15 protein-coding genes are annotated in these 21,774 nt (G+C 66.0%); 5 read left to right on the forward strand and 10 right to left on the reverse strand.

What is annotated here, in order from left to right; genetic code table 11:
• Nucleotides 1-10 precede the first annotated feature (10 nt).
• Nucleotides 11-1,549: a hypothetical protein gene (locus MSIMFI_RS00535; RefSeq protein ID WP_449867705.1), complete on the reverse strand. Its 1,539-nt coding sequence runs from the start codon at nucleotides 1,547-1,549 to the stop codon at nucleotides 11-13.
• A gap of 3 nt (nucleotides 1,550-1,552) precedes the next feature.
• Here MSIMFI_RS00535 and MSIMFI_RS00540 point away from each other — a divergent pair, with 3 nt between their 5' ends.
• Nucleotides 1,553-1,738, forward strand: a complete 186-nt coding sequence (locus MSIMFI_RS00540; protein WP_191495734.1) for a hypothetical protein — start codon at nucleotides 1,553-1,555, stop codon at nucleotides 1,736-1,738.
• Nucleotides 1,739-2,145: 407 nt separating this feature from the next.
• Nucleotides 2,146-3,324 carry a PE family protein gene (locus tag MSIMFI_RS00545; protein WP_191495735.1) on the forward strand — a complete coding sequence of 393 codons (1,179 nt, stop codon included), beginning with the start codon at nucleotides 2,146-2,148 and terminating at the stop codon, nucleotides 3,322-3,324.
• Nucleotides 3,325-3,333: 9 nt separating this feature from the next.
• Here the strand turns inward: MSIMFI_RS00545 and MSIMFI_RS00550 are convergent, their stop codons facing one another.
• The 9 genes from MSIMFI_RS00550 to MSIMFI_RS00590 are packed head-to-tail and all read right to left on the reverse strand — an operon-like array spanning nucleotide 3,334 to nucleotide 11,071.
• Entirely contained in the window at nucleotides 3,334-3,951 is a 618-nt protein-coding gene (locus MSIMFI_RS00550; protein ID WP_191495736.1) for a TetR/AcrR family transcriptional regulator, read from the reverse strand.
• Nucleotides 3,951-5,021 (reverse strand): zinc-binding dehydrogenase, encoded by a 1,071-nt coding sequence (locus MSIMFI_RS00555; protein ID WP_191495737.1) that lies wholly within the window; start codon nucleotides 5,019-5,021, stop codon nucleotides 3,951-3,953. The genes MSIMFI_RS00550 and MSIMFI_RS00555 overlap by 1 nt, the downstream gene beginning before the upstream one ends.
• A 12-nt stretch (nucleotides 5,022-5,033) precedes the next feature.
• The gene (locus tag MSIMFI_RS00560) at nucleotides 5,034-6,203 is read right to left on the reverse strand and encodes a lipid-transfer protein (RefSeq protein WP_186242305.1); all 1,170 of its coding nucleotides are present in this window, start codon (nucleotides 6,201-6,203) and stop codon (nucleotides 5,034-5,036) included.
• Nucleotides 6,200-6,643 (reverse strand): MaoC family dehydratase, encoded by a 444-nt coding sequence (locus MSIMFI_RS00565; protein ID WP_191495738.1) that lies wholly within the window; start codon nucleotides 6,641-6,643, stop codon nucleotides 6,200-6,202. The genes MSIMFI_RS00560 and MSIMFI_RS00565 overlap by 4 nt, the downstream gene beginning before the upstream one ends.
• Nucleotides 6,640-7,749 (reverse strand): acyl-CoA dehydrogenase family protein, encoded by a 1,110-nt coding sequence (locus MSIMFI_RS00570; protein WP_191495739.1) that lies wholly within the window; start codon nucleotides 7,747-7,749, stop codon nucleotides 6,640-6,642. The genes MSIMFI_RS00565 and MSIMFI_RS00570 overlap by 4 nt, the downstream gene beginning before the upstream one ends.
• A gap of 6 nt (nucleotides 7,750-7,755) precedes the next feature.
• Nucleotides 7,756-8,154 (reverse strand): Zn-ribbon domain-containing OB-fold protein, encoded by a 399-nt coding sequence (locus tag MSIMFI_RS00575; RefSeq protein WP_191495740.1) that lies wholly within the window; start codon nucleotides 8,152-8,154, stop codon nucleotides 7,756-7,758.
• On the reverse strand, nucleotides 8,154-8,696 hold the full coding sequence (locus MSIMFI_RS00580) for an FAS1-like dehydratase domain-containing protein (RefSeq protein ID WP_191495741.1): 543 nt from the start codon (nucleotides 8,694-8,696) through the stop codon (nucleotides 8,154-8,156). The genes MSIMFI_RS00575 and MSIMFI_RS00580 overlap by 1 nt, the downstream gene beginning before the upstream one ends.
• On the reverse strand, nucleotides 8,693-9,910 hold the full coding sequence (locus MSIMFI_RS00585; protein ID WP_191495742.1) for an acyl-CoA dehydrogenase family protein: 1,218 nt from the start codon (nucleotides 9,908-9,910) through the stop codon (nucleotides 8,693-8,695). The genes MSIMFI_RS00580 and MSIMFI_RS00585 overlap by 4 nt, the downstream gene beginning before the upstream one ends.
• Before the next feature lie 3 nt (nucleotides 9,911-9,913).
• A complete protein-coding gene (locus MSIMFI_RS00590; protein WP_191495748.1) occupies nucleotides 9,914-11,071 on the reverse strand; it encodes a cytochrome P450 in 1,158 nt (385 codons plus the stop codon).
• Between the two features lie 181 nt (nucleotides 11,072-11,252).
• On the opposite strand from MSIMFI_RS00590, the gene MSIMFI_RS00595 reads away from it, so the two are divergent.
• From MSIMFI_RS00595 to MSIMFI_RS00605, 3 genes are all read left to right on the forward strand, one after another.
• The gene (locus tag MSIMFI_RS00595; protein WP_191495743.1) at nucleotides 11,253-12,695 is read left to right on the forward strand and encodes an aldehyde dehydrogenase family protein; all 1,443 of its coding nucleotides are present in this window, start codon (nucleotides 11,253-11,255) and stop codon (nucleotides 12,693-12,695) included.
• Nucleotides 12,695-14,908, forward strand: a complete 2,214-nt coding sequence (locus MSIMFI_RS00600) for a CaiB/BaiF CoA transferase family protein (protein WP_191495744.1) — start codon at nucleotides 12,695-12,697, stop codon at nucleotides 14,906-14,908. The genes MSIMFI_RS00595 and MSIMFI_RS00600 overlap by 1 nt, the downstream gene beginning before the upstream one ends.
• 184 nt (nucleotides 14,909-15,092) lie before the next feature.
• The coding region (locus MSIMFI_RS00605) for a non-ribosomal peptide synthetase (RefSeq protein ID WP_191495745.1) at nucleotides 15,093-21,774 on the forward strand (6,682 nt) is incomplete at its 3' end.

The raw sequence follows: 21,774 nt of genomic DNA on the forward strand, positions 1-21,774 counted from the left end.
CCGGGCGATCTTAGGCTGGGCGCCCGGATTTGCCGTCAGCGCCGGTCTGGCCAGTGTTTCCGCCAACGCCAGAAGCGCCGCCAACACCCACGCCGCCCGGGCCGACGCCGGCGCTGCCGCCGGCGCCCAGGCTACCCGCGGCCCCACCACCGCCGCCGGTGCCACCATTCCCGAAAACTTCGGCGCTGTGGCCCGTGCCGCCGTTGCCACCCTTGCCGCCGTCTCCGCCGCTACCGCCGTCGCCGCCGTCGCCACCGTCGCCACCGCTGCCGGCGGCGGAGTTACCGCCGCTGGCCCCAGTGGTGCCACTGGCACCCTTGCCGCCTGCGCCACCGGCGCCGCCATTGCCTGCGCCGAAGGCGGTTTCGCCACCACCGCCATTGCCGCCGTTGCCGCCGTCGCCACCGCTGCCGGCCACCCCGGCGTCACCGCCGGCACCGCCGGTGCCTGAGCCCAGTGCCTCGCCCCCGGCACCACCGGCGCCGGCGACCCCACCGTCGCCACCGTTGCCGCCCCTGCCGCCGTCACCTCCGTCTGTGACGATGGAACCGCTGCCGGCGCTGCCGCCGTTGCCGCCAGCGCCACCATTGCCGGCCGCGCCGGCGTCACCACCGTCGCCACCGTCGCCCGAAGTCAGGGCCGCACCACCGGCTCCGCCGCTCCCGGCCGCTCCGCCCTTGCCCCCGGCTCCGCCGCTCCCGCCGTTGGGCGTTAGTGTGCCTACGCCGCTAGCCCCGCCGTCGCCGCCGCGGCCGCCGGACCCCCCGTCACCGGCGGCGCCGCCGCCGCCACCGGTGCCTGAGCCCAAGGCTGCACCGCCCTTGCCCGCGATGCCGGCGCCTCCGCCGGCACCGCCGGTTCCGCCGTTGCCGGCGACGCCGCCAGGGCTCCCGAGGCCAGATCCGGCGTTCCCTCCGTCGCCTCCATTGCCGCCAGCGCCGGCGGCCCCGCCATTACCTCCGTCGCCCGAGGCCCCGCCGATGCCGCCGTTGCCCGAACCGCTGGCTTCGCCGCCGGCCCCACCTGCACCGGCAGTCCCTCCGGCGCCGCCGTTGCCTCCGGTGCCACCGGTGCCACCTGCGACATTGACGGATAGGGTGGCGAAGCCTTGGGCACCGGCGGCACCGTTGCCACCGGTCCCGCCGTCGCCGGCGCGGCCGCCGGCTCCGCCCTGACCACCGTTCCCTGACTCCAAGGCCGCGCCGCCGGCGCCGCCACTGCCGCCGCTGCCGCCCGCACCGCCATTGCCGCCGGCCCCGCCAAAGGCTGCAGTGGGGGGCTTCGCGATGCCGCTAAGGGGGACACCGCCGGCCCCACCGGACCCGCCGCTGCCCGCGACGCCGCCGGCTCCGCCTTGGCCGCCGTTGCCTGACCCGACGGCCGCACCGCCGGCTCCGCCGTTGCCGCCGCTGCCGCCTATGCCGCCGTTGCCGCCGCGTCCGCCGTTGAAGTCGGAGAAGGTACCCGCTGCGCCGGCACCGCCGTTGCCGGCGGTCCCGCCGGCTCCTCCCGCGCCCCCGGACCCACCGTCGCGGTCTAGGCCAGCAATGCCGTGAGCGGCGGTGCCGCCCGCGCCACCGGCACCGCCGGCACCGCCATTGCCGCCGGTGCCGCCGTTGCCGCCGCTGCCGCCGGGTTGTTGACCGGCTGGCGCCTCTACCCATCTGACCCCGCCGGCGGTGCTCCCGGTGTGGGTCCCGCGGGCGGCCCCCTCACTCGCCTAAAGGCCAGGCGGTAATGGCGGCGACGGAGGACTGCTTTATGGCTGGGGTGGCGACGGCGGCAACGCGGGAACCGGCGGCTCCAACGGCAATAACGGCGGCAACGGCGGCAACGCTCTGCTGATCGGCAACGGCGGCAATGGCGGCGCCGGCAGTGGGACGCAGCATGGCGGCGCCGGCGGGTCTGGGGGCCGGTTCTTCGGTAGCAACGGATCAGACGGGGGTTAGCCAGGGGTTAAAGGGCGTTAGCCCTCAGTGTGAGTTCGGGGTGGAAAAAATCGGCCGAATCTCTGCCTTCGTGCACGCTCAAAACCCTTACAGCACACTCGATTACGGCCGAGTCTGGTCAAAACTCGGCGGGCGCGTCGAGCGGGCAATATGCTGGCTGCTGCCGATGGTCGGTGCTGACTTGGTCGGAGGGCAGATGTCGTATCTGGTGGCGGTTCCGGGAATGTTGGCTTCGTCGGCGGGGGGTTTGGCGAGCATTGGCTCGGCGCTAAGCGAGGCCAATGCGGCGGCTATGGCTCCCACGACGGGGGTGCTAGCAGCGGGTGCCGACGAGGTGTCGGTGGCGATCGCGGCGCTGTTCGGCTCGCACGCCCAGGCCTATCAGGCGCTCGGCGCCCAGGCGGTGACCTTCCATCAACAGTTTGTGCAAGCGCTGAATGCCGGTGCCGGTTCTTATGCCAACGCTGAGGCGGCTAGCGCTTCGCCGCTACAAGTTCTGCAGCAAAACGCGCTCAATGCGATCAATGCGCCCACCCAGACCCTCTTGGGCCGTCCGATCATCGGAAATGGTGCGAATTCGACGACGCCGGGTCAGCCCGGTGGCGACGGTGGGTTCCTGTGGGGCGATGGCGGGGCCGGCTATTCGAGTACGACGCCCAATATCCCTGGCACCAACGGCGGCAACGGCGGGTTCTTCGGTAGTGGCGGTCCCGGCGGTAACGGTGGGCCTGGCGCGGCGGCCGGCAACGGTGGCAATGCTGGCTATTTCGGCAACGGTGGGGCTGGCGGCACGGGCGGATCGGGTGGCAACGGTGGAACCGGCGGCGTTGGTGGGTTCATCTACGGCAACGGCGGCAATGGCGGTGACGGAGGCGACAATCCGACCGGAATCGGTGGGACCGCCGGGGTGGGCGGGGAGGCCGGCTTCATCGGCAACGGCGGTAACGGTGGTAACGGGGCCGCCGGCTTGAGCGGCACGCCGGGCGGCCCGGGAGGGCCCGGTGGGCAGCTCTACGGCAACGGCGGCAATGGCGGCGCGGGTGGAACCGGCACTTCCGTTGCCGGGGGAACCGGCGGTGCGGGCGCTGCCGCCGGGTTGATCGGAGCCGGCGGCGTTGGCGGAGCTGGTGGGACCGGCGCTGTGGTGGGTGGCGCCGGGGGCAACGGCGGCGACGGAGGAGTGATAGCCGGCGACGGCGGCGACGGCGGTGATGCCGGCGCGGGGGGCGGTGGTGTGGACGCGTTCAGTGGTGGTGGTAACGGCGGCAACTCCGCATTTATCGGTAACGGTGGTGATGGCGGCTTTGGCCAGCCGGTCGGCGCCGGTGGTTGGGCCGGGCGCTTCTTCGGCACCGGCGGGGCGGGCGGGTCGTAGCCGTCAACGTCAAGTTGTTCGTCCTCGGCGGGGGCGCTCGGTGGCGAAGCCGCGCACTACGTGCGCTCGGACAAATTCTGCGACGACCTCGGGATCGTCCATGTCGAGTGTGGATGACGGGGTGCTGAACAGTGAGAACAATATTCGCGCAAACCACTCGCCAGCAGGCTCGACGTCAAGGTCTTTGCGAACCTCACCGGTGAGCTTGGCCGCCGACAGGTACGGCGCGAAGAAGTCAACACATTCGCGTAGCAGCACGCCGGCGTCCTTGGTCAGCAACAGGCTGATGGCCTCCTCGTCGAAGTACTTTTCGGAGGCGATCGCTCGCCGCGCTTGGGTTACGAATACCGCTGCGTGACTGAGCTTTTCCTCCAGCGAGCCGCCTCGGTCCATGGCCTTGGACATCTCGCGGTAGAACTGCTCGGAGGCGTGTTCGGCGCAGGCTTCGAGAATGGCTGCCTTGTCGCTGAAGTACTCGTAAATGGTGCTTCGGGAGACGTTGGCCGCCCTGGCGATGTCGACGATGGTCGTCTTCTGCAGTCCGTGCTTGCGGAAACAGGCATACGCGGACTCGACGATGAGCTCTCGGGTATCGGTTACTGCGGGAAAAGGAGAAGCCTGGGTCATCACGGAACCAGAGCGCCTCGGGGCACCAGGCCGGCGTCGGCTGAGGCAAAGGCAGCATTGACGTCGGTCAGATGGAACGGCTTGGGCATGAGCCTGGTGAACGGAAAACTGGTGCGCTGCAGGAAAGACAAACCAATGGCAAGCGTAACAGGGTCGTAGAGCATCACGCCGCGGATGGACTTGTTGCCGTACACCAGACTGCTGGGATCGAGTTCGAAGGTACGTCCCATCCCGACATTGCCGACCTCGAGCAAGGTGCCGCCGTTATTGAGGAACCCGACCCCGTCCGGAATGACGTTGGGCACCCCGACCACTTCGAGCACCCAGTCGGCACCGATGCCACCGGTGTACTTGTGCACCTGCTCGGTGACCTGTGCGGTCGAGATGCCGTCGGCATTGATGCAGCGGGTGGCCCCGAAGTCGGCTGCGACATCAAGACGTTCGGAAATTTTATCGATGACGATCACCTCGGCGGCGCCCGCGGTACGTGCGACGGCGGCGGCGTTGATGCCCAGCCCGCCGGCGCCCTGGATGACGACGGTGTCGCCGAGCCGCACATCGCGAAGCGCGAATAGCACTTGGGCCAGAGCGCAATTGAGCGGTGCTACGGCCTCGTCAGCAAGATCCTCGGGAACCTTGTACAGCGGCTGACGCCGGGTGGTGTAATAATACTCGCCGTGGGCGGCAACGAAGTGTGGCGGCCGTGCTTGGGTACGGAATTCGCCGGCCATGAGGTTCTGACAGGCATAAGACCGGCCACGGGCACAGGCGTGGCATTGGCCGCACGTCCAAAAGTATGGTGTGACAACGCGATCACCCACTTTCAGTGGCTGGCCCGTCGCATCGGTGGTCAATCCGTCACCGAGTTCGGCTATCTCGCATACCATTTCGTGGCCCATGGCAAACGGGCAAGGCAACGGTAGCTCGCCGCGGAAGATGTGCAGGTCGGATCCGCAGATCCCGGCCATCCGCAGCTTCAGCGCCGCGGTCCCGGGCGCTGGTGTGGTAAGCGGAAACTCGGCGAGTTCGATCGGCCCGCCATACGCGGTCAGCAGTGCAAGCTTGGGCATGGTGCTCCTCCCTCAGTTTGCCGGTGCGAGAATCAACCCACTGGTCGGCACTCCGGTACCCGACGTCACCAACACATGTTCGACATTGTCGACCTGGTTATACGAGGTGCCACGGACCTGACGCACCCCCTCGGTGATGCCGTTCATGCCGTGGATGTAGGCCTCACCGAGTAGCCCGCCGTTGGTGTTGATCGGTAGCTCGCCGCCCAGCGACAGGCGTTCGACAGTGGCGAAGTCCTTGGCCTCGCCGCGCCCGCAGAATCCGAGCTCCTCGAGCTGTGTGTACACGAACGGCGTGAAATGGTCATAGATGAAAGCGGTTTGGATGTCCTGAGGCTTGAGACCGGAATCCCGCCACAACCGATCGGCCACCACACCCATCTCGGGCAGCCCGGTGATGTCCTCGCGGTAGTAGCTCGTCATCATCTCGCCGTTATGGGCGGCACCCTGGGCGGCCGCGGTAATGACCGCGGGAGGCTGCCGCAGGTCGCGGGCGCGTTCGGCAGTGGTGATGACCAACGCGACACCGCCATCGCTTTCCTGGCAGCAGTCCAGCAGACGCAGCACCGGTTCGATGATCCAGCGGGAATTCTGGTGGTCCTGCAGCGTTATCGGGCGCTCATAGAACCAGGCGTCGGGATTGGTGGCGGCGTGCTTACGGTCGACGACGGCGATCCGGCCGAAGTCCTCGTTGGTGACACCGTAGGTCGACATGTAGCGCTGGGCGTGCAGCGCGACCCACGCTGCGGGAGTGAGCAATCCGAACGGGGCGTAGTGCGCCATGAACAGCGGAGTTTCGGTGCTGGTGCGTCCGCTGCCGCCGAAGCGGAACCCGGACCGTTCGTTGAACGCGCGATAGCACACCACCACATCGGCGACACCGGTCGCGGCGGCCATCGCCGCGTGCACAACGGTGCCGGCCGCTGCCCCGCCGCCGTGTGGCACCCGGCCGAAGAAGCTTAGGTCGCCAATGCCCACGTTGCGTGCGACGTCGATCTCGTCGCTGGCGTCCATGGTGAAGGTGACCATACCGTCGACATCACCGGGTGTCAGGCCGGCGTCATCGAGTGCGGAACTAACCGCCTCGCAGGCCAATTGCAGTTCGCTGCGCCCGGACTCCTTGGAGAATTCGGTCTGGCCGATGCCCACGATGGCCGCGGCGCCGGGCAGCGATGCGCTCATGAGACCGTCCCGTCGAGCAGGCTGAGGACCGCGGTGCCGGAAACGTGGTTGCCAAGGCTATTGGCGCCCTGGAACGTTACCTCGACGAAGTTCTCCCCATCAGAGCCTTCCGACTTGCCGGTCACCTTGCCGGTGAAGCGCAGCGGATCGTCCGGGAAGCACGGCACCCCAAGCCGAATCGACAGGTTCTTGACCATCGCTTCGGGTCCTGCCCAGTCGGTGAGGAACCGCACGCAATAGCCATTGGTGGTGAGGATGTTCATAAACAGGTTCGGCGAGCCTTGCTTGTTGGCGTAGTCGCGGTCGTGGTGCACCGGCATGAAGTCACGCGACGCGATCGCGCCCGCGACGATCATCGTTGTGGTGATCGGAATCTCGAGGGGCGCGACCTCGTCGCCGACCGAGATGTCTTGCCACTTCAAGGTTGCGGTTATCGTCATCGGGGTCCTTCCGAATATGTCGCGCCAAGGCAGGCAAGCTGTTGAGAAGCGGGGCCGAGGGTGAGTTCGTTGTGCTTGGCCCACAGAAAGTAGCGATGCAGCGGATAGCTGGTGTCGATGCCGATTCCGCCGTGCACGTGCTGGGTGGTGGCGGCGACTCGCGCGCCCGCCTCGGCGGCCCAGAATTTCGCCATGCGGGCCGCCCGCTCGGCGGGGCGACCGTTAGCGGCGAGCCAGGCCGCGTGCCAGGTGGGCCAGCGGATCGCCTCGACGTCGATGAATGCGTCGGCCATTCGCTGTTGGACCGCCTGGAAGCTGCCGATCGGCCGGCCGAATTGCTCACGCCCCGTGGTGTATTCGGCGGCGATGTGCAACGCTCGGTCGGCGACGCCGAGCTGGATCGCGCACAGTCCGATCAGGGCGCGGGTGTAGAGCGACTCGATCTCCCCAGCGAGCCGGTCCTGATCGGAAACGACTGCGCCATCCAGGAATACGTCGGCGTGCGGTTCGCGGTTGGTGGTCTTCACCGGGCTCACCTGTACGCCGGGGGCGTCCGTCGCCAGCAGAAACAGGCCGGTATCACCGTTGTCGGTGGTGGCCGGGATTAGCACTGCGTCGGCCAATTGGGCGGCAGGCACCAGCTCCTTGGCCCCGTCGAGGCGCCAGGTGCCGCCGTCGCGGTGCGCTGTGGTGGCAGGGTGCGTGGGGTCGGAGCGGCCCGGCTCGGCCAGGCCCGCGCTCAGGATGCGCTCTCCCGCAACGACACCGGGAAGAAAGCGTTGCCGTTGCTCCGGATTGCCGTGACGCGCAATCGGATCGGCGCCCAGCACCAGCGTGGCGTAGGCCGGCACCGGCGCGACGCTCCAGCCGACCTCGGCCAGCAGCATCCCGAGTTCCACGAAGCCGCCGCCGTTACCGCCCACCGACTCCGGCAAGGCTGTGCCTAACAGGTCGACGCTCGCGAGTTCCTTCCAGAGCGCCGCGTCGTAGCGGGGGCCCGAGCCCGCTTCGAGTTCGGTCAGGCGTTTCGGTGTGGCCCGCCGCTCGAAGAGTTCGCGGGCAAGCTTGGAGATGGTCTCCTGTTCTTCGGTGAACGTGAAATCCATGAGCGGCTACCTGGCCGGCCGGAACTGGTGCAGCACAACGTTGTTATCGAAATCCTGGTAGAAGACCTCGATCGGCATTCCGGCCGTGACATCCGTCGGGTCGATATCGCACAAGTTGGACACCAGCCGCACGCCTTCGGCGAGCTCTACCAGCACGACGATGTAGGGATACTCGATAAACGGGAACCGCGGCTGGTGTGGCATCACGTAGCTGTAAACCGTCCCGCGGCCGGACGACTCGATGGTCTCCCACTCCAACGAACGGCACTGCGGGCACATCGGCCGCGGCGGGTGGCGCAACGTCCCGCATCCGCCGCAGCGCTGGATCAGGAGCTTGTGCTCGCGCAGGCCGTTCCAGAAGAATTCGGTGTCCGGGCTGATCGCCGGGGCCAGTCGCGTCGCCATCAGCGCTCCGGCCTGAATCGCAACACCCGGAATCTTTGCCGCCCCAGCACTTCTCCATGCTGGTCGGTATAGGTTGTCAGCCACGTCAGAAAGAACCCGGTGCCCAGCGCCGTCTTCTTCTCGTCGGAAACCGATTCGTACACCGTCGTCGCGCTGATCACATCGCCCAGCCGGGGGTAACGTTCGATCTCGAACTCCGAGTTCGTCGCCACCGTGCTGGTGTACCCGGCCTCATCGAGGAATGCCGTTGGGTTGGTTTTGATTTCCACGGGGGCGCCGCCCCGGTCACCGATCCCTTCCAGTTTCGGCGACGGCATCGTCCACGTTTGCAGCATGACCGGCGGCGACACGATGCCGCCAAACCGCGACGAGGCCGCAAACTCCGGGTCGAGGTAGACGGGATTCATGTCGTCGAGCGCGTGCGCCCAATGCCGAATCATCGGCTGGTTCACCGGATCCGGTGCCGCCGACGGCTTTCCGGTACCGCCGGTGGGCCGGCCGACCAGCGCCCGCACTTTGGCTTGAACTTCTGAGTCGGTCACCTAGGCTGATCCTCCTGACTTGGCTCGCTTGTCTTGGTGCCCCGAAGGTCACGAGGTGCTCGCGGCATGCGTAATCCGGCCATTGCGATGATGTCACGCTGAATTTCGTTGGCGCCGCCGCCGAACGTGTTGATCACAGCCTGACGATAGGCGGTTTCCAGGGCGCCGCGCAGCGGCGCATCGGCGCCGCGGCGTATGCCGTTGCCGTCGAGCACTTCGAGTAGCTCGCGGGCCACCCGCTGGGTCAGCTCGGTGCCGAACACCTTGGCCGCCGACGCTTCGCCCATATTCAGCACACCTTTCGTGATCGCGGCGTTCACCCGCAGGTTGACCAGCTTGTAGGCGGCCACCTGCGCCTCCACCCGCGCCAACGCAAGCTGCACCCAGGGCTGGTCGATGACACGGCCACCGTCGAGTTCGGTGGTTTTGGTCCATTCCAAGGTCTTTTCGAACAGCGGCTCAAGAGCGCCGAGGTTGCCCAGGGCCGCGCGTTCGAAGTTCAGCTGGGTGGTGATCAGCTGCCAGCCTTGGTTCTCCGCGCCCACGAGTGCGCTCGCCGGGACCCGCACGTTGTCGTAGAACGTGGAGAACGTGGAGATGCCCGGCATGGTGTGCAGTGGCTGCCAGGAGAATCCGGGCGACGCGGTGGGCACGATGAAGATGGATATTCCCTTGTGCTTCTTGACGTTCGGATCGGTGCGCGCCGCCAGCCAGATGAAATCCGCATAGGCCGCGCCGCTGGTGAACATCTTCTGCCCGTTAATCACATACCCGTCGCCGTCGCGCACGGCCGCGGTGCGCAGCGAGGCCAGGTCACTTCCCGCACCCGGCTCGGAGTAGCCGATCGCGAACTCCACGCTGCCGTCCAGAATCGCCGTGAGGAACCGCTGCTTTTGTTCCTCGGTACCGTATTGCATCAGCGTCGGCCCAACGGTATTGAGGGTGACCAGTGGGACAGGAGCGTTGGCCCGGCGGGCTTCTTCCGAGAAGATGAACTGCTCGATCGCCGAGAATCCCCGTCCGCCATACTCTTTGGGCCAGCCCACGCCGAGCAGGTCGGCATCGGCCAACGCCCGGATGCAGTCCCGCACCGCGGGTCCACCCTCGATGTTTTCGCTGATCGCCGCGACGCGCTCGGGCGTCATCACCCGTTCCAGCGTGGCGCGCATTTCGGCGCGCAACTGCTCCTGCTCAGGGGTGTATTCGAGTTCCACCGGCTACGACCCCAGCCTCACCGGCATCCGTTTGACCCCGGGCACCATGGTGGCCCGCACCCGGCTCACGTCACCAACCAGCTCGAGTCGCGGAAAGCGGCGCAACAGCTCGTCGAACAGCAGGCACGCCTCAAGCCGCGCCAATTGCGCGCCCAGACAAGAATGTTCACCGCAGCCGAATGCAATGTGCGGGTTGGGATGGCGGGTCACCTTGAACTGTTCGGAGTCGTCACCGAAGATGTCCTCGTCGCGGTTGGCGGAGCCGTAGAGCATCACCACCACATCGCCTTGCCGGATCGGCTGCCCGCGGATCTCGACGTCGACCGTCGCGGTGCGCGCCATGTGCACCACCGGGCTGTTCCACCGCAGCATTTCTTCGACGGCGCCCGGGATCAGGGCAGGGTTGTCGACCAGCAGGTGGCATTGGTCGGGGTGCTCGATCAGCGCCTGGGTGCCTAGTGCGATCAGGTTCCGGGTGGTCTCGTTGCCTGCCACCAACAGCAGGAACGCGAAGTTGACCAGTTCGTCGTCGCTTAACGAGTGTCCGTCGATTTCAGCGTTGACCAGGATCGAGAGCATGTCCTCGCGCGCTTCCGCGCGCCGATCCGTGATCAGCTTCTGGAAGTACTCGTAGAGCTGGCCGATGGCCACGAAGGTATCGAGTTCGATCTCGGGGTCGGCGGTTCCAGTGGTCGCGTCAGACCAGGCTCGGAATTGCTCCCAATCGTCGGGTGGGGCGCCGAGCAGCTCGGCGATGATGCGGGTGGGCAGCGGAGCGGCGATCTCTTCGGCGAATTCGTGGGTGGAACCGGGTTCGATGCCGTCGAGGATGCCGCGCACAATCTCGCGGATCTTTGGCTCCAGGATGGCCACCTGCCGTCGGGTGAACCCTGAGTTGATCAGTTTGCGCAGTTGTCGGTGCCGCGGCGGGTCGCTGAAGATCAGGCTGCCTTTTTGCACCGGGTTCGTCAGCGCCGGGTCGGGAATGGTGATGCCGTTGGCCGAGGAGAACATGGCCGGGTTGATCGACACGAAGCGGATGTCTTCGTACTTGAGCAGCGCCCAGAAGTTGGTGACGTCGTTCCAGCACACCGGCGCCGTCGCGCGCAGCTCCTTGAATGCCGGATAGGGGTTGCCTGCGTAGAAATCGGGGGAGTGCAGTGGGAACCTGGTATGCCTTGTGGTGTGCACGGCGGCCCTCCCGGGAGCTGCGATCCGACAGATCGGCGCTATCTGTCTTGTGAGTCGTGTCTACTCCGCATTGGTCACCACTGTCAATTGACCTGAAGGTCCGACGGGTGTACACCAAGTGTTTAGATGACCGACGATCGGGTGGGATGAAATGCTTGTCGACACGTACCAGCTCTATATCGACGGACAGTGGATCGAGCCGCAGGACGGTCGCTACGACGATGTCTCCCCGGCCACCGAGGCGATCATCGCCACCGCGCCCGATGCCAGCGTCGGCCAGGTCGGCGACGCGATCGCCGCCGCACGGCGTGCGTTCGACGACGGACCGTGGGGCACCATGGCTCCCCAAGAGCGCGCAGCCTGTCTCACTCAGCTCGGCGACGCGCTGCAGAAGCACAACGACGAGTTCTTTGCGCTGTCCCAAGTCGAGTGGGGTTGCATCGCCAATGAGCGCGTGATGCAGGTCGACGGCGCCGGTTACATGTCCATGCACGCCGCCCAGCTCGCCGCGAAGTTGGCCGACAAGCCGATCACCGGCGTCGGTGCCGGGACGACGTTGCTGCGGTACGAGCCGCTGGGCGTCGTATCGATTCTGACGCCGTGGAACTTCCCGCACTGTCTCAACGTCATGAAGGTCAATAACGCGCTGGCCGCGGGCAACACGGTCGTCCTCAAACCCTCGCCGCTGACGCCGCTTGCCGGGCTTGCGCTGGCGCGGATCATCGACGAGTACACCGACATTCCACCAGGTGTGGTCAACGTCGTCACGCCGTCGCGTGTCGAGGCCGCGAAGTTACTCACCACCGATCCGCGAATCGACATGGTCAGCTTCACCGGCAGCTCGGCCATCGGGTGTGAGGTCATGTCCGCGGCGGGTCAAACCATGAAGCGGATTTTGCTTGAGTGCGGCGGGAAGTCGGCCAGCATCGTGTTGGACGACACCGAACTGACCGACCAAATGCTCGAGCAGATGCTGTTCGACTGCTGCTCGTTGCACGCCGGGCAGGCCTGCATCCTGCACAGCCGGTTGTTGCTTCCCGAATCGATGCATGACGAGGTTGTCGATCGGCTTGTCGCATTGGCTCGTGACGTAAAGGTCGGTGACCCAACGGATCCGGACGTGCGAATGGGGCCGCTGATCAGTGCGGCACAGCGGGACCGGGTTGCAACGCACGTCAACGGGGCGGTCAACGACGGAGCCAAATTGGTGACCGGTGGCGGGCGCCCGGCCGGATTTGACGTCGGCTTCTATTATGAGCCAACGATTCTCACCGACGTCGACCCGGACTCGACCGTCGCTCAAGAAGAAGTGTTCGGGCCGGTGTTGAGCGTGCTGCGCTACCGTGACGACGACGACGCGGTGGCGATCGCGAACAACTCTCGGTACGGACTTTCCGGTGCGGTGTGGGGTGCCGACGTGGACCGGGCCGTCGGTGTTGCTCGGCGCATTCGCACCGGGCAGATCGCGGTCAACGGTTGTGGTCCGGGAGATGCGCCGTTCGGTGGCTTCAAGCTGAGCGGGTTCGGGCGTGAGGGCGGCGGAATCGGCGGCCTGTATCAGTACATGGAGCCGATGGCCATCGGGATTCCCTGATGGCGGGACCCTTTGCGGGGCTCCGCGTGGTCGAAATCGCTACCGAGATTTCAGGTCCATACGCCACAAAGCTTTTCGTGGACCTCGGCGCCGAGGTCAGCAAGATCGAACCGCCCGGCGGAGACCCGCTGCGCCGCTGGGGCCCGTTTCCCCGCGGCGTCACCGACCCGGAACGCTGCGGGCTGTTTGCGTATCTCAACGCCGGCAAGCGGTGCATCACTTTGGATCTGGGTGATCCGGCCGTGTCGGATCTTATTGCGCAGGCTGACCTCCTCGTCGAGGATCTGCCGCCGGGAACGCTGGAACGTCTGGGCCAGCTCAGCCCAAACCTGGTGGTGCTCCGCATTTCTCCGTTCGGTCAGACCGGGCCGTGGCGTGATCGTCCGGCCTCGCCGCTGACCCTGCAGGCGGTATCGGGCTGGATCAGCGCCCGGGATCCCGACCGCCCGCCCGTGCAGGCCGGTGCCCGGATTGCCGAGTATGTCGCGGGTGCTTACGGTGCGCTGGGTGCGCTGACGGCACTGCGACAGGCGCGCGCAGGCCGGGTCACCGAAGTCGATGTCTCGCAATTCGAGTCGCTGCTGTCGACGCTGCCCTATCCGATGCTGATGGCCGAGCGGATGCGCAGCCTCGGCCTTCCGGCGAACCTGAGGTCGTCGCCGATGCTGGGCGTGGTGCGGGCCGCCGACGGCTGGGTGGGCATCAATTGCCTGACCGGGCAGCATTGGCTCGACGTGTGCGCGATGCTCGGCCTGCCGGAATATGGCGAACACCAGATCGCGATCATGCTGGGTGGACCCGAACGCGCCGAATTCTTCGCCAAGGCAGCGCCATTGCTGGCCGAGCGGACGGTCGCCGAAACGGTCGAACTGAGCCAGGCGCTGCGCATTCCGGCCGCACCGGTCAACGATGGTGCCAGTGTGCTGGACTGTCCGCAGTACGCCAAGCGTGGGTTCTTCGTCGATGGTGGAGGGTTCTGGCGGCCAGGGTCTCCGTTCCGGTTCAGCGCGAGCGTAACGCCACGGCGAAAATCCGAGCCGAAAATCGCAGCGACGTTACGCTCGCGGCCGGAGCCGTTCGCCGGACTGCGGGTGCTGGACCTGAGCACGTTTTGGGCCGGCGCATACCTGACCTGTTACCTCGGCGCATTCGGCGCCGACATCGTCAAGGTCGAGTCCATCCAGCGCCCCGACGGGCATCGCTACTCGGGCGCGTTTCCCTTCGAGGGTGACGACTGGTACGAACGCAGCGCCATCTGGCAGGCCACCAACCTGAACAAGTGTGATCTCACCCTCGACCTGACGTCGCAGCGCGGCCGCGACATCGCGCGGAGGCTGGCCGCGCAGGCGGACGTGGTGGTGGAGAACTTCTCGCCGCGAGTGGTGGAGCATTTCGGGTTGGACTACGCGTCGCTGGTCTCGCTCAAGCCCGACGTGATCATGGTTCGGATGCCGGGGTTCGGTCTGGAAGGCCCGTGGCGCGAATACGTTGGCTGGGCGCTGAACATTGAGCAGACCTCCGGCATGTCGGCCGTCACCGGCTACCCCGATGGACCCCCGTGCAACCTGCAGGGTCCCGCGGATCCCATCGTCGGCGTGCACGCCGGCGTCGCGCTACTGGCCGCGCTCGAGCACCGCCGCCGCACCGGCGAGGGCCAACTGATCGAGATCGCGCAAATCGAGGTCGCCGCGTGTGTGACCGCAGAACCGGTGATCGAGTACTCACTGAACGGCGTGGTGCGCCCACGAGAAGGTAACCGCCGGCGCGGCTACCTCCAGGGCGTCTACCCGACCTGCGAGGACGACGTGTGGGTGGCGCTGTCGGTGCCCGGTGGTGACGCGCTTGACCACGACGCGTTCGACGAAATGGTCGCCGGCTGGACTCAGACGCAGACAGCGAGTGTGATCGTGGAAACCCTTCGAGAACAAGGAATTCCAGCAGAGCAGGTGATTGCGCCGGGCCAGATGTATGACGTCCCGCAGCTCGACGCGCGTGGGTTCTACGAACAGTTCGAGCACCCGGTCACCGGACCGCGCCGCTATCCCGGCTGGCCGTTTCGCATCACCCCCGGACCGGCCCGCCAGCACCGGTTGGCTCCGCCGACGCTCGGCCAGCACAACGACGAGATCCTGCACGGTCTGGGGCTTTCCGACGACGATCTGGCCGAGTTGCGTGACCGACGGGTCATCGGAGAGCAGGTGTTGAACGCCTAGGGTGGTCGACCGGCACCGCCGCGGATGGCGGTATGGCCAAAATGTCCAGAATCGGGGTGCTGCAGGGCCAGTCTGCACATAGTGGCGGTGGGCAAATCCGTGTATTCGATTTAGTGACATTCAGCGGTGTGTTTCCGATCGAAGAACAGCACGGGTTTGTGATGCCATCAGCAGAGGGAAATCGGTGCGGGGCCCTGAGACCGCGCTGACCGCAGCACCGCCGGCGTCGATTCCGGAGTTGTTCGCCGCGCAAGTCGCCGCCACTCCGGACGCCCCCGCGGTGGTCGACGGCCAGCACCGGCTGACCTATGCCCAGTTGGCGGCGCGCGCGCACCGGTTGGCTGGCCGGCTGCGGACCTATGGGGCGCGCCCGGAGACCATCATCGCGGTGGCTTTGCCGCGTGGGGTGGAGTTGGTGACCGCGTTGTTGGCGATTAGTCAAGCGGGGGCGGCGTATTTGCCGATTGATCCGAATTACCCCAGCCAGCGCAGCGCCTACATGCTGTCCGAGGCGGCCCCGCAGCTGTTGATCACCGACGCCGCCACGGCCGTGTCTCTGTCCGCGACCATCACCATCCCCACGCTGCTGTTGGACGCCGACATCGGCGAAACCCCCAACCACACAACCGATCACCCTGACCTACAGCCAAACCCGGATGATCTGGCCTACATCATGTACACCTCCGGGTCCACCGGTGGTCCTAAAGCCGTTGCCGTCACTCACCGCAATGTGGTGCAACTGGTTATGGATCCGTGTTGGGGCGACGCTCAAGCACGCGTGCTGGTGCATTCCTCGATCGCGTTTGACGCCTCGACCTATGAAGTGTGGGTGCCGCTGCTTCGTGGGGGCTGTCTTGTCATCGATTCCGGCCCCAGGCACGAGATCTGCGCGCTGACCCGACTCGTCGCCGCGCACCGGGTGACCGCGCTATTGCTGACTCCGGCGTTGCTGGATCAGGTGGTTGCGGGTTCCACCGAAGGCTTGGCGTCGCTTCGTCAGCTATGGGCGGGTGGGGATGTGTTGTCGGCGGCGACGGTGGGCCGGCTGCGCGCCGCTCATCCTCAGCTCGAGGTGATCAACGCCTACGGGCCGACCGAAACCACGATGGCTGCCACATATTTCACCTGCGATGGTGAGTTGGCCGGCCATGCGGTGCCAATTGGTGGCCCGTTGGGCAAAGCGCGGGTGTTTGTGTTGGACGCGAGGTTGTGCGCGGTGCCCGTCGGGGTGGCCGGTGAGTTGTATATCGCGGGTGCCGGTGTGGCGCGCGGGTATCGGGGTCGGGCGGGGTTGACCGCGTCGCGGTTTGTGGCGTGCCCGTTCGGTCCGACCGGGGAGCGGATGTATCGCAGCGGGGATGTGGTGCGTCGGAATGCCCAGGGTGCGTTGGAGTTTGTTGGGCGTGTGGATGATCAGGTCAAGGTTCGCGGGTTTCGCATCGAACTCGGCGAGGTGGAAGCGGCGCTGACGGCTCATCCGCGGGTGGCTCAGGCGGTCGTCACTGCCCAGGGTGATCAGTTGGTGGGTTATGTGGTACTCGATCAACAGATGATGCTCGCGCGTGACACCGACCGCGAGGCCGAGCTGATCGGTCAGTGGCAGCAGCTCTATGGCGGGGTGTATGCGGGTGCTGCGGGGGAGTTGGGTGAAGACTTCGGGGGTTGGAATAGCAGTTATACCGGCCGGCCGATCCCGCTGGAGGAGATGCGGCAGTGGCGGGCGGCGGCGGTCGAGCGGATCCGTGAGTTGCGACCCAAGCGGGTGTTGGAGATCGGGGTGGGTTCGGGGTTGTTGCTGGCCGAGCTGGCCCCGCAGAGTGAGCAGTATTGGGGCACCGATTTTTCGGCGGCCACCATCACCCGGCTGCAGACCCAAGTGGCCGCCAAGCCGTGGGCGGATCGGGTGCACTTGGCGGCACAGCCCGCCGATGCGGCCGACGGGCTGCCGACGGGTTATTTCGACGTGGTGGTACTCAACTCAGTCATTCAGCATTTCCCCAGTGCGGGATATTTGCTGGATGTGCTGGAGTTGGCGTTGGGCGTGCTGGCACCCGGTGGAGCGATCTTTATCGGAGATGTGCGCAATCTGAGTTTGTTGTCGGCGTTGAGCACCGCGGTCGTTTGCGCACAGGCCAACGGGGATGACACCGCGAGCGTGCTGCGTGAGCGGGTGCGTCGGGAGGTGTTGGCCGAGCAGGAATTGTTAGTGGCCCCAGAGTTTTTCACCACCCTGCCCGCCCAACTTTCCGAGATCGGCGCGGTAGACATACAGCTCAAGCGCATGCATGAGGTCAACGAACTCAGCGCCTACCGCTATGAGGTGGTGCTGCGTAAGACGCCGACGGCGGTGGTCTCGTGTGCGCAACTACCTAGTGTGTCGTGGGATCGTTGGGGAAGTTTGGCCGCGTTGAGGGGGTATCTGGAAGGCCAACGCCCGTCGGGGGTTCGCGTTATCGGGGTGCCGCATCGCGGCGCGTGGGCCGACGTCGCGCTCTCCCAAGCTTTGCCGGGGGCGGGGGACCGGGTAACGCTCAACGAATTAGCTGTCGAATCTACTGCCGATGCGGTGCTGCCCGACCAGTGTCATCAACTCGGGCAACAGGTGGGGTATCGGGTGGCAGTGACCTGGTCACCCACGCCGGGGCTGATGGATGTGATCTTTGTTCCCGCGGATGCGGATGCGGTGTTGTCAGAGGTGTATGTGCCGTCCACATCGGTGGCGGGTATGGCGGGGTACGTCAATGATCCGGCCGCGATCGAGCGCGGGGCGGAAGTGCGCCGGTGGCTGGGGGATCGGTTGCCGGAGTTTATGGTGCCCGCAACGGTGATGGTGCTCGACGCGTTGCCGTTAACGCCCAACGGCAAGGTGGATCGAAAAGCGTTGCCAGCCCCGGAGTTTGTCAGCACTGCGGCGTATCGGGGACCGCGCGATGCCCGCGAACAAGTGTTGGCGGGGTTGTTTGGAGAGGTGTTGGGTCTGGCCCGGGTGGGCATTGATGACGGGTTTTTCGATCTTGGGGGGCACTCGCTGACGGTGACCCGGCTGGTGGCACGGATCCGCACCGAGCTGGATGTGGAGGTGCCGATCCGGGCGGTGTTCGAGGCACCTACCGTGGCTCAGTTAGCGGCCTGGCTGGATTCCCACAAGAGTCATAGGGTGCGCGCGGCGTTGGTGGCCCAGCCGCGTCCGGAGCGGATTCCGTTGTCGTGGGCGCAATCCCGGTTGTGGTTCCTGCACAAGTTTGAGGGCCCGTCGGCGACGTACAACATTGCGTTGGCGCTGCGGCTTACCGGAGATCTGGATGTCGCGGCGCTGGGTGGCGCGTTGGGTGATGTGGTGGCCCGGCATGAGAGTTTGCGCACGGTGTTTGTCGAGATTGACGGGATCGCTTATCAGCAGATCCTGCCTGCAGAGGCGGTGACGCTGATCGTCACCGAGCTCGCCGAGGGACAGCATCTAGTTGATCCGATCAACCAGGCCGCAGGGTATCGGTTTGACTTGGCTAGCGAGATTCCGTTGCGGCCGCAGCTGATTGGGACGTCAGAGGGCGAGTGGGTGTTGGTGTTGGTGGTGCACCATATCGCCGCCGATGGGGCTTCAATGGTGCCACTAGCTACGGATTTGGCCGCCGCCTACGGCGCCCGCTGTGAAGGGCGGCTTCCGGGGTGGGCGCCGTTGGGGGTGCAGTACGCGGATTACACCCTGTGGCAACGCCAGGTGTTGGGTGGTGAGGATGATCCCGAGTCGTTGTTGGCGCGTCAATTCGCCTATTGGCAAACCGAATTATCGGGGGCGCCCGAGCAGATCGTGTTGCCGTGGGATCGGCCCCTGCCCGCACAGCAGTCATTTGCCGGTGAGCTGGTCTCCTTCAGCGTTGATGCGGAGTTGCGGGCACGCATAGAGCGCCTGGCCCGCACGACGGGTTCGACGATGTCGATGGTGTTGCAGGCGGCGTTGGCGGTGTTGTTGCGCAAGTTGGGGGCCGGGGACGACATCTGCATTGGGGGGCCGATCGCGGGGCGCACCGATGCGGCGTTGGCCGATCTGGTCGGGTTTTTCGTCAATACCTGGGTATTGCGGGTGGACACCACGGGCAACCCGGGCTTTTCGCAATTGCTCCAGCGGGTGCGGGCCAAGGCGTTGGCGGCTTATGAGAACCAAGACGCGCCGTTTGAGCGGTTGGTGGAGCTGCTCAACCCGGCCCGCTCTACCGCGCATCACCCGTTGTTCCAGGTATCCTTTGCGCTGCAGAACAATCCCATACCCACCTTGGAATTGCCCGGGCTGGGTGTCCAGGCGATGCCGGTGTTCACGCATACCGCCAAGTTCGATCTGTCCATCCACCTATTCGACCTGTCCCCCGTCGATGACCAGCGCCAGCCATTGCCCGGGCTGATCGAGTACGCCACGGATCTGTTTGATCGCCCAACGATTGAGGCGCTGGCGGCCTATTACCTACGCGTCCTGGATGTGGTGACCGCCGATGCCGATCGAGGTATTGATTCGATCGAGATCACCGACCCCGCCCAGCGCCAGTTGCTGCTCAGCAACTCCACCATCACCCCGATCCCTGAGACGACTATCCCGGAGCTGTTCGCCGCCCGGGTCGCTGCCACCCCGGATGCGCTTGCGGTCCAAGACGATCACCACAGTCTGACCTATGCCCAGCTAGCGGCGCGGGCACATCGGCTGGCCGCCCGGCTCAAGGCCTATGGGGCGGGCCCGCAAACCATTGTCGCCGTGGCCCTGCCCCGCGGGGTGCAGCTGGTGACCGCGTTGTTGGCCATCACGCAGACCGGGGCGGCGTATTTGCCGATTGATCCGAACTACTCCAGCCAACGCAGCGGTTACATGTTGGCCGACGCCTCCCCACTGCTGCTGATCACCGACGCTGCGACCGAGTCCAGCCTGCCCGAGACCGCCATTCCTCGGTTGATCCTGGACCGCCTCGGTGCCGAGGACACCTGTGTGAATCTGAAATTGCGGTCGCACCCGGACGATCTGGCTTACATCATGTACACCTCCGGATCCACCGGAACCCCGAAAGCCGTTGCCGTCACTCACCGTAACGTGGTGGCGCTGTTCGCGGGACTGGAGCTTGTGTGCGAGTTCGCTTCCACGGATGTATGGGCGTGGTGTCATTCCCCGGCGTTCGATTTCTCGGTGTGGGAGATGTGGGGGGCGCTGCTGCATGGTGCGCGGGTGGTGGCGATGTCCTGGGAGACGGTGCGCTCGCCGCGCGAGCTGTGGCAACTGATCGTTGATCAGCGAGTCACGGTGCTCAGCCAGACCCCGTCGGCGTTCGATGAATTGATGCGCGCGGAGCGGGAAAGCTCCTCCACGGTAGCCGATTCCGCATTGCGGCTTGTGGTGTTCGGGGGCGAGCGGCTGCGCACGTCTGGGTTGCGCGGGTGGTATCCCGCTGACCGGGCGCAGCTGCCACGGCTGATCAATATGTATGGCATTACCGAAGCCACAGTGCATACCACGTATCGCGAGCTGTCCAACACCGACGCCGCAAACGAGGCGTCGGCGATTGGTGGCCCAGTTGGCAATGTGCGCGTCTTTGTGCTCGATGCCGGGTTGTGTGTGGTGCCCGTCGGGGTGGCCGGCGAGTTGTATATCGCCGGTGCCGGTGTGGCGCAGGGGTATCGGGGTCAGCCGAGGTTGACGGCGTCGCGGTTTGTGGCGTGCCCGTTCGGTCCCGCCGGGACACGGATGTACCGCACTGGAGATGTGGTGCGCTGGAATGCCCAGGGCGACTTGGAGTTTGTCGGCCGTGCTGATGATCAGGTCAAGATCCGCGGCTTCCGCATCGAACCCGGCGAGGTGGAAGCCGCGTTGGCGGCGCATCCGCGGGTGGCTCAAGCGGTCGTGACCTCGTATGGCGAGCAGCTGGTGGGTTATGTGGTGCTCAAACCGGGACCCGGGGACACCGAGGCCGCCGAGCTGCGTGGGTTCGTGGGGGAGCGGTTGCCGGAGTTTATGGTGCCGTCGGCGGTGCAGGCGCTGGAGGCGTTGCCGGTGACGCCCAACGGCAAGGTAGATCGAAAGGCGTTGCCGGCTCCGGAGTTTGTCAGCACGGCCGCGTATCGGGGTCCGCGCGATACCCGCGAACAGGTGTTGGCGGGGTTGTTCGCCGAAGCGTTGGGGCTGGCGCGGGTCGGTATCGATGACGGGTTTTTCGATCTGGGTGGCCATTCGCTGATGGTGACCCGCCTGGTAGCCCGCATCAGGGCTGAGCTAGACGTCGAGGTGCCGATCCGGGCGCTCTTCGACGCACCCACGGTGGGCGAACTCTCGGGATGGCTGGATTCCCATGGTGGCGATGCGGTGCGCGCGGCGTTGGTGGCCCAGCCGCGGCCACAACGGATTCCGTTGTCGTGGGCCCAGTCCCGATTGTGGTTCCTGCACAAGTTTGAGGGCCCGTCGCAGACCTACAACATTGCGTTGGCGCTGCGGCTGACCGGAGATCTCGACGTGGCGGCGCTGGGTGCGGCGCTCGGTGATGTGGCGGCCCGCCATGAAAGTTTGCGCACGGTGTTCGCCGAGGACGACGGCATCGCCTATCAGTGCATCCTGCCCGCCGAGACGGTGCGGGTGCCGCTGATTGTCGCCGATCTGGCCGGCGGGCAGCCATTGGCTGATGCGATCAACCAGGCCGCGGGGTATCGGTTTGAGCTAGCCACCGAGATTCCGTTGTGGGCACAGCTGATTGAGGTGTCAGAGCGCGAGCAGGTGTTGGTGTTGGTGATTCACCATATCGCCGCGGATGGGGCCTCGTTGGTGCCGCTGGCTACGGATTTGGCGACGGCGTATGCGGCCCGCTGTGCGGGGCGCATACGCAGTCGCCAAATCCGTAGCC

It is taken from the genome of Mycobacterium simulans, assembly GCF_900232995.1.
Taxonomy (GTDB): domain Bacteria; phylum Actinomycetota; class Actinomycetes; order Mycobacteriales; family Mycobacteriaceae; genus Mycobacterium; species Mycobacterium simulans.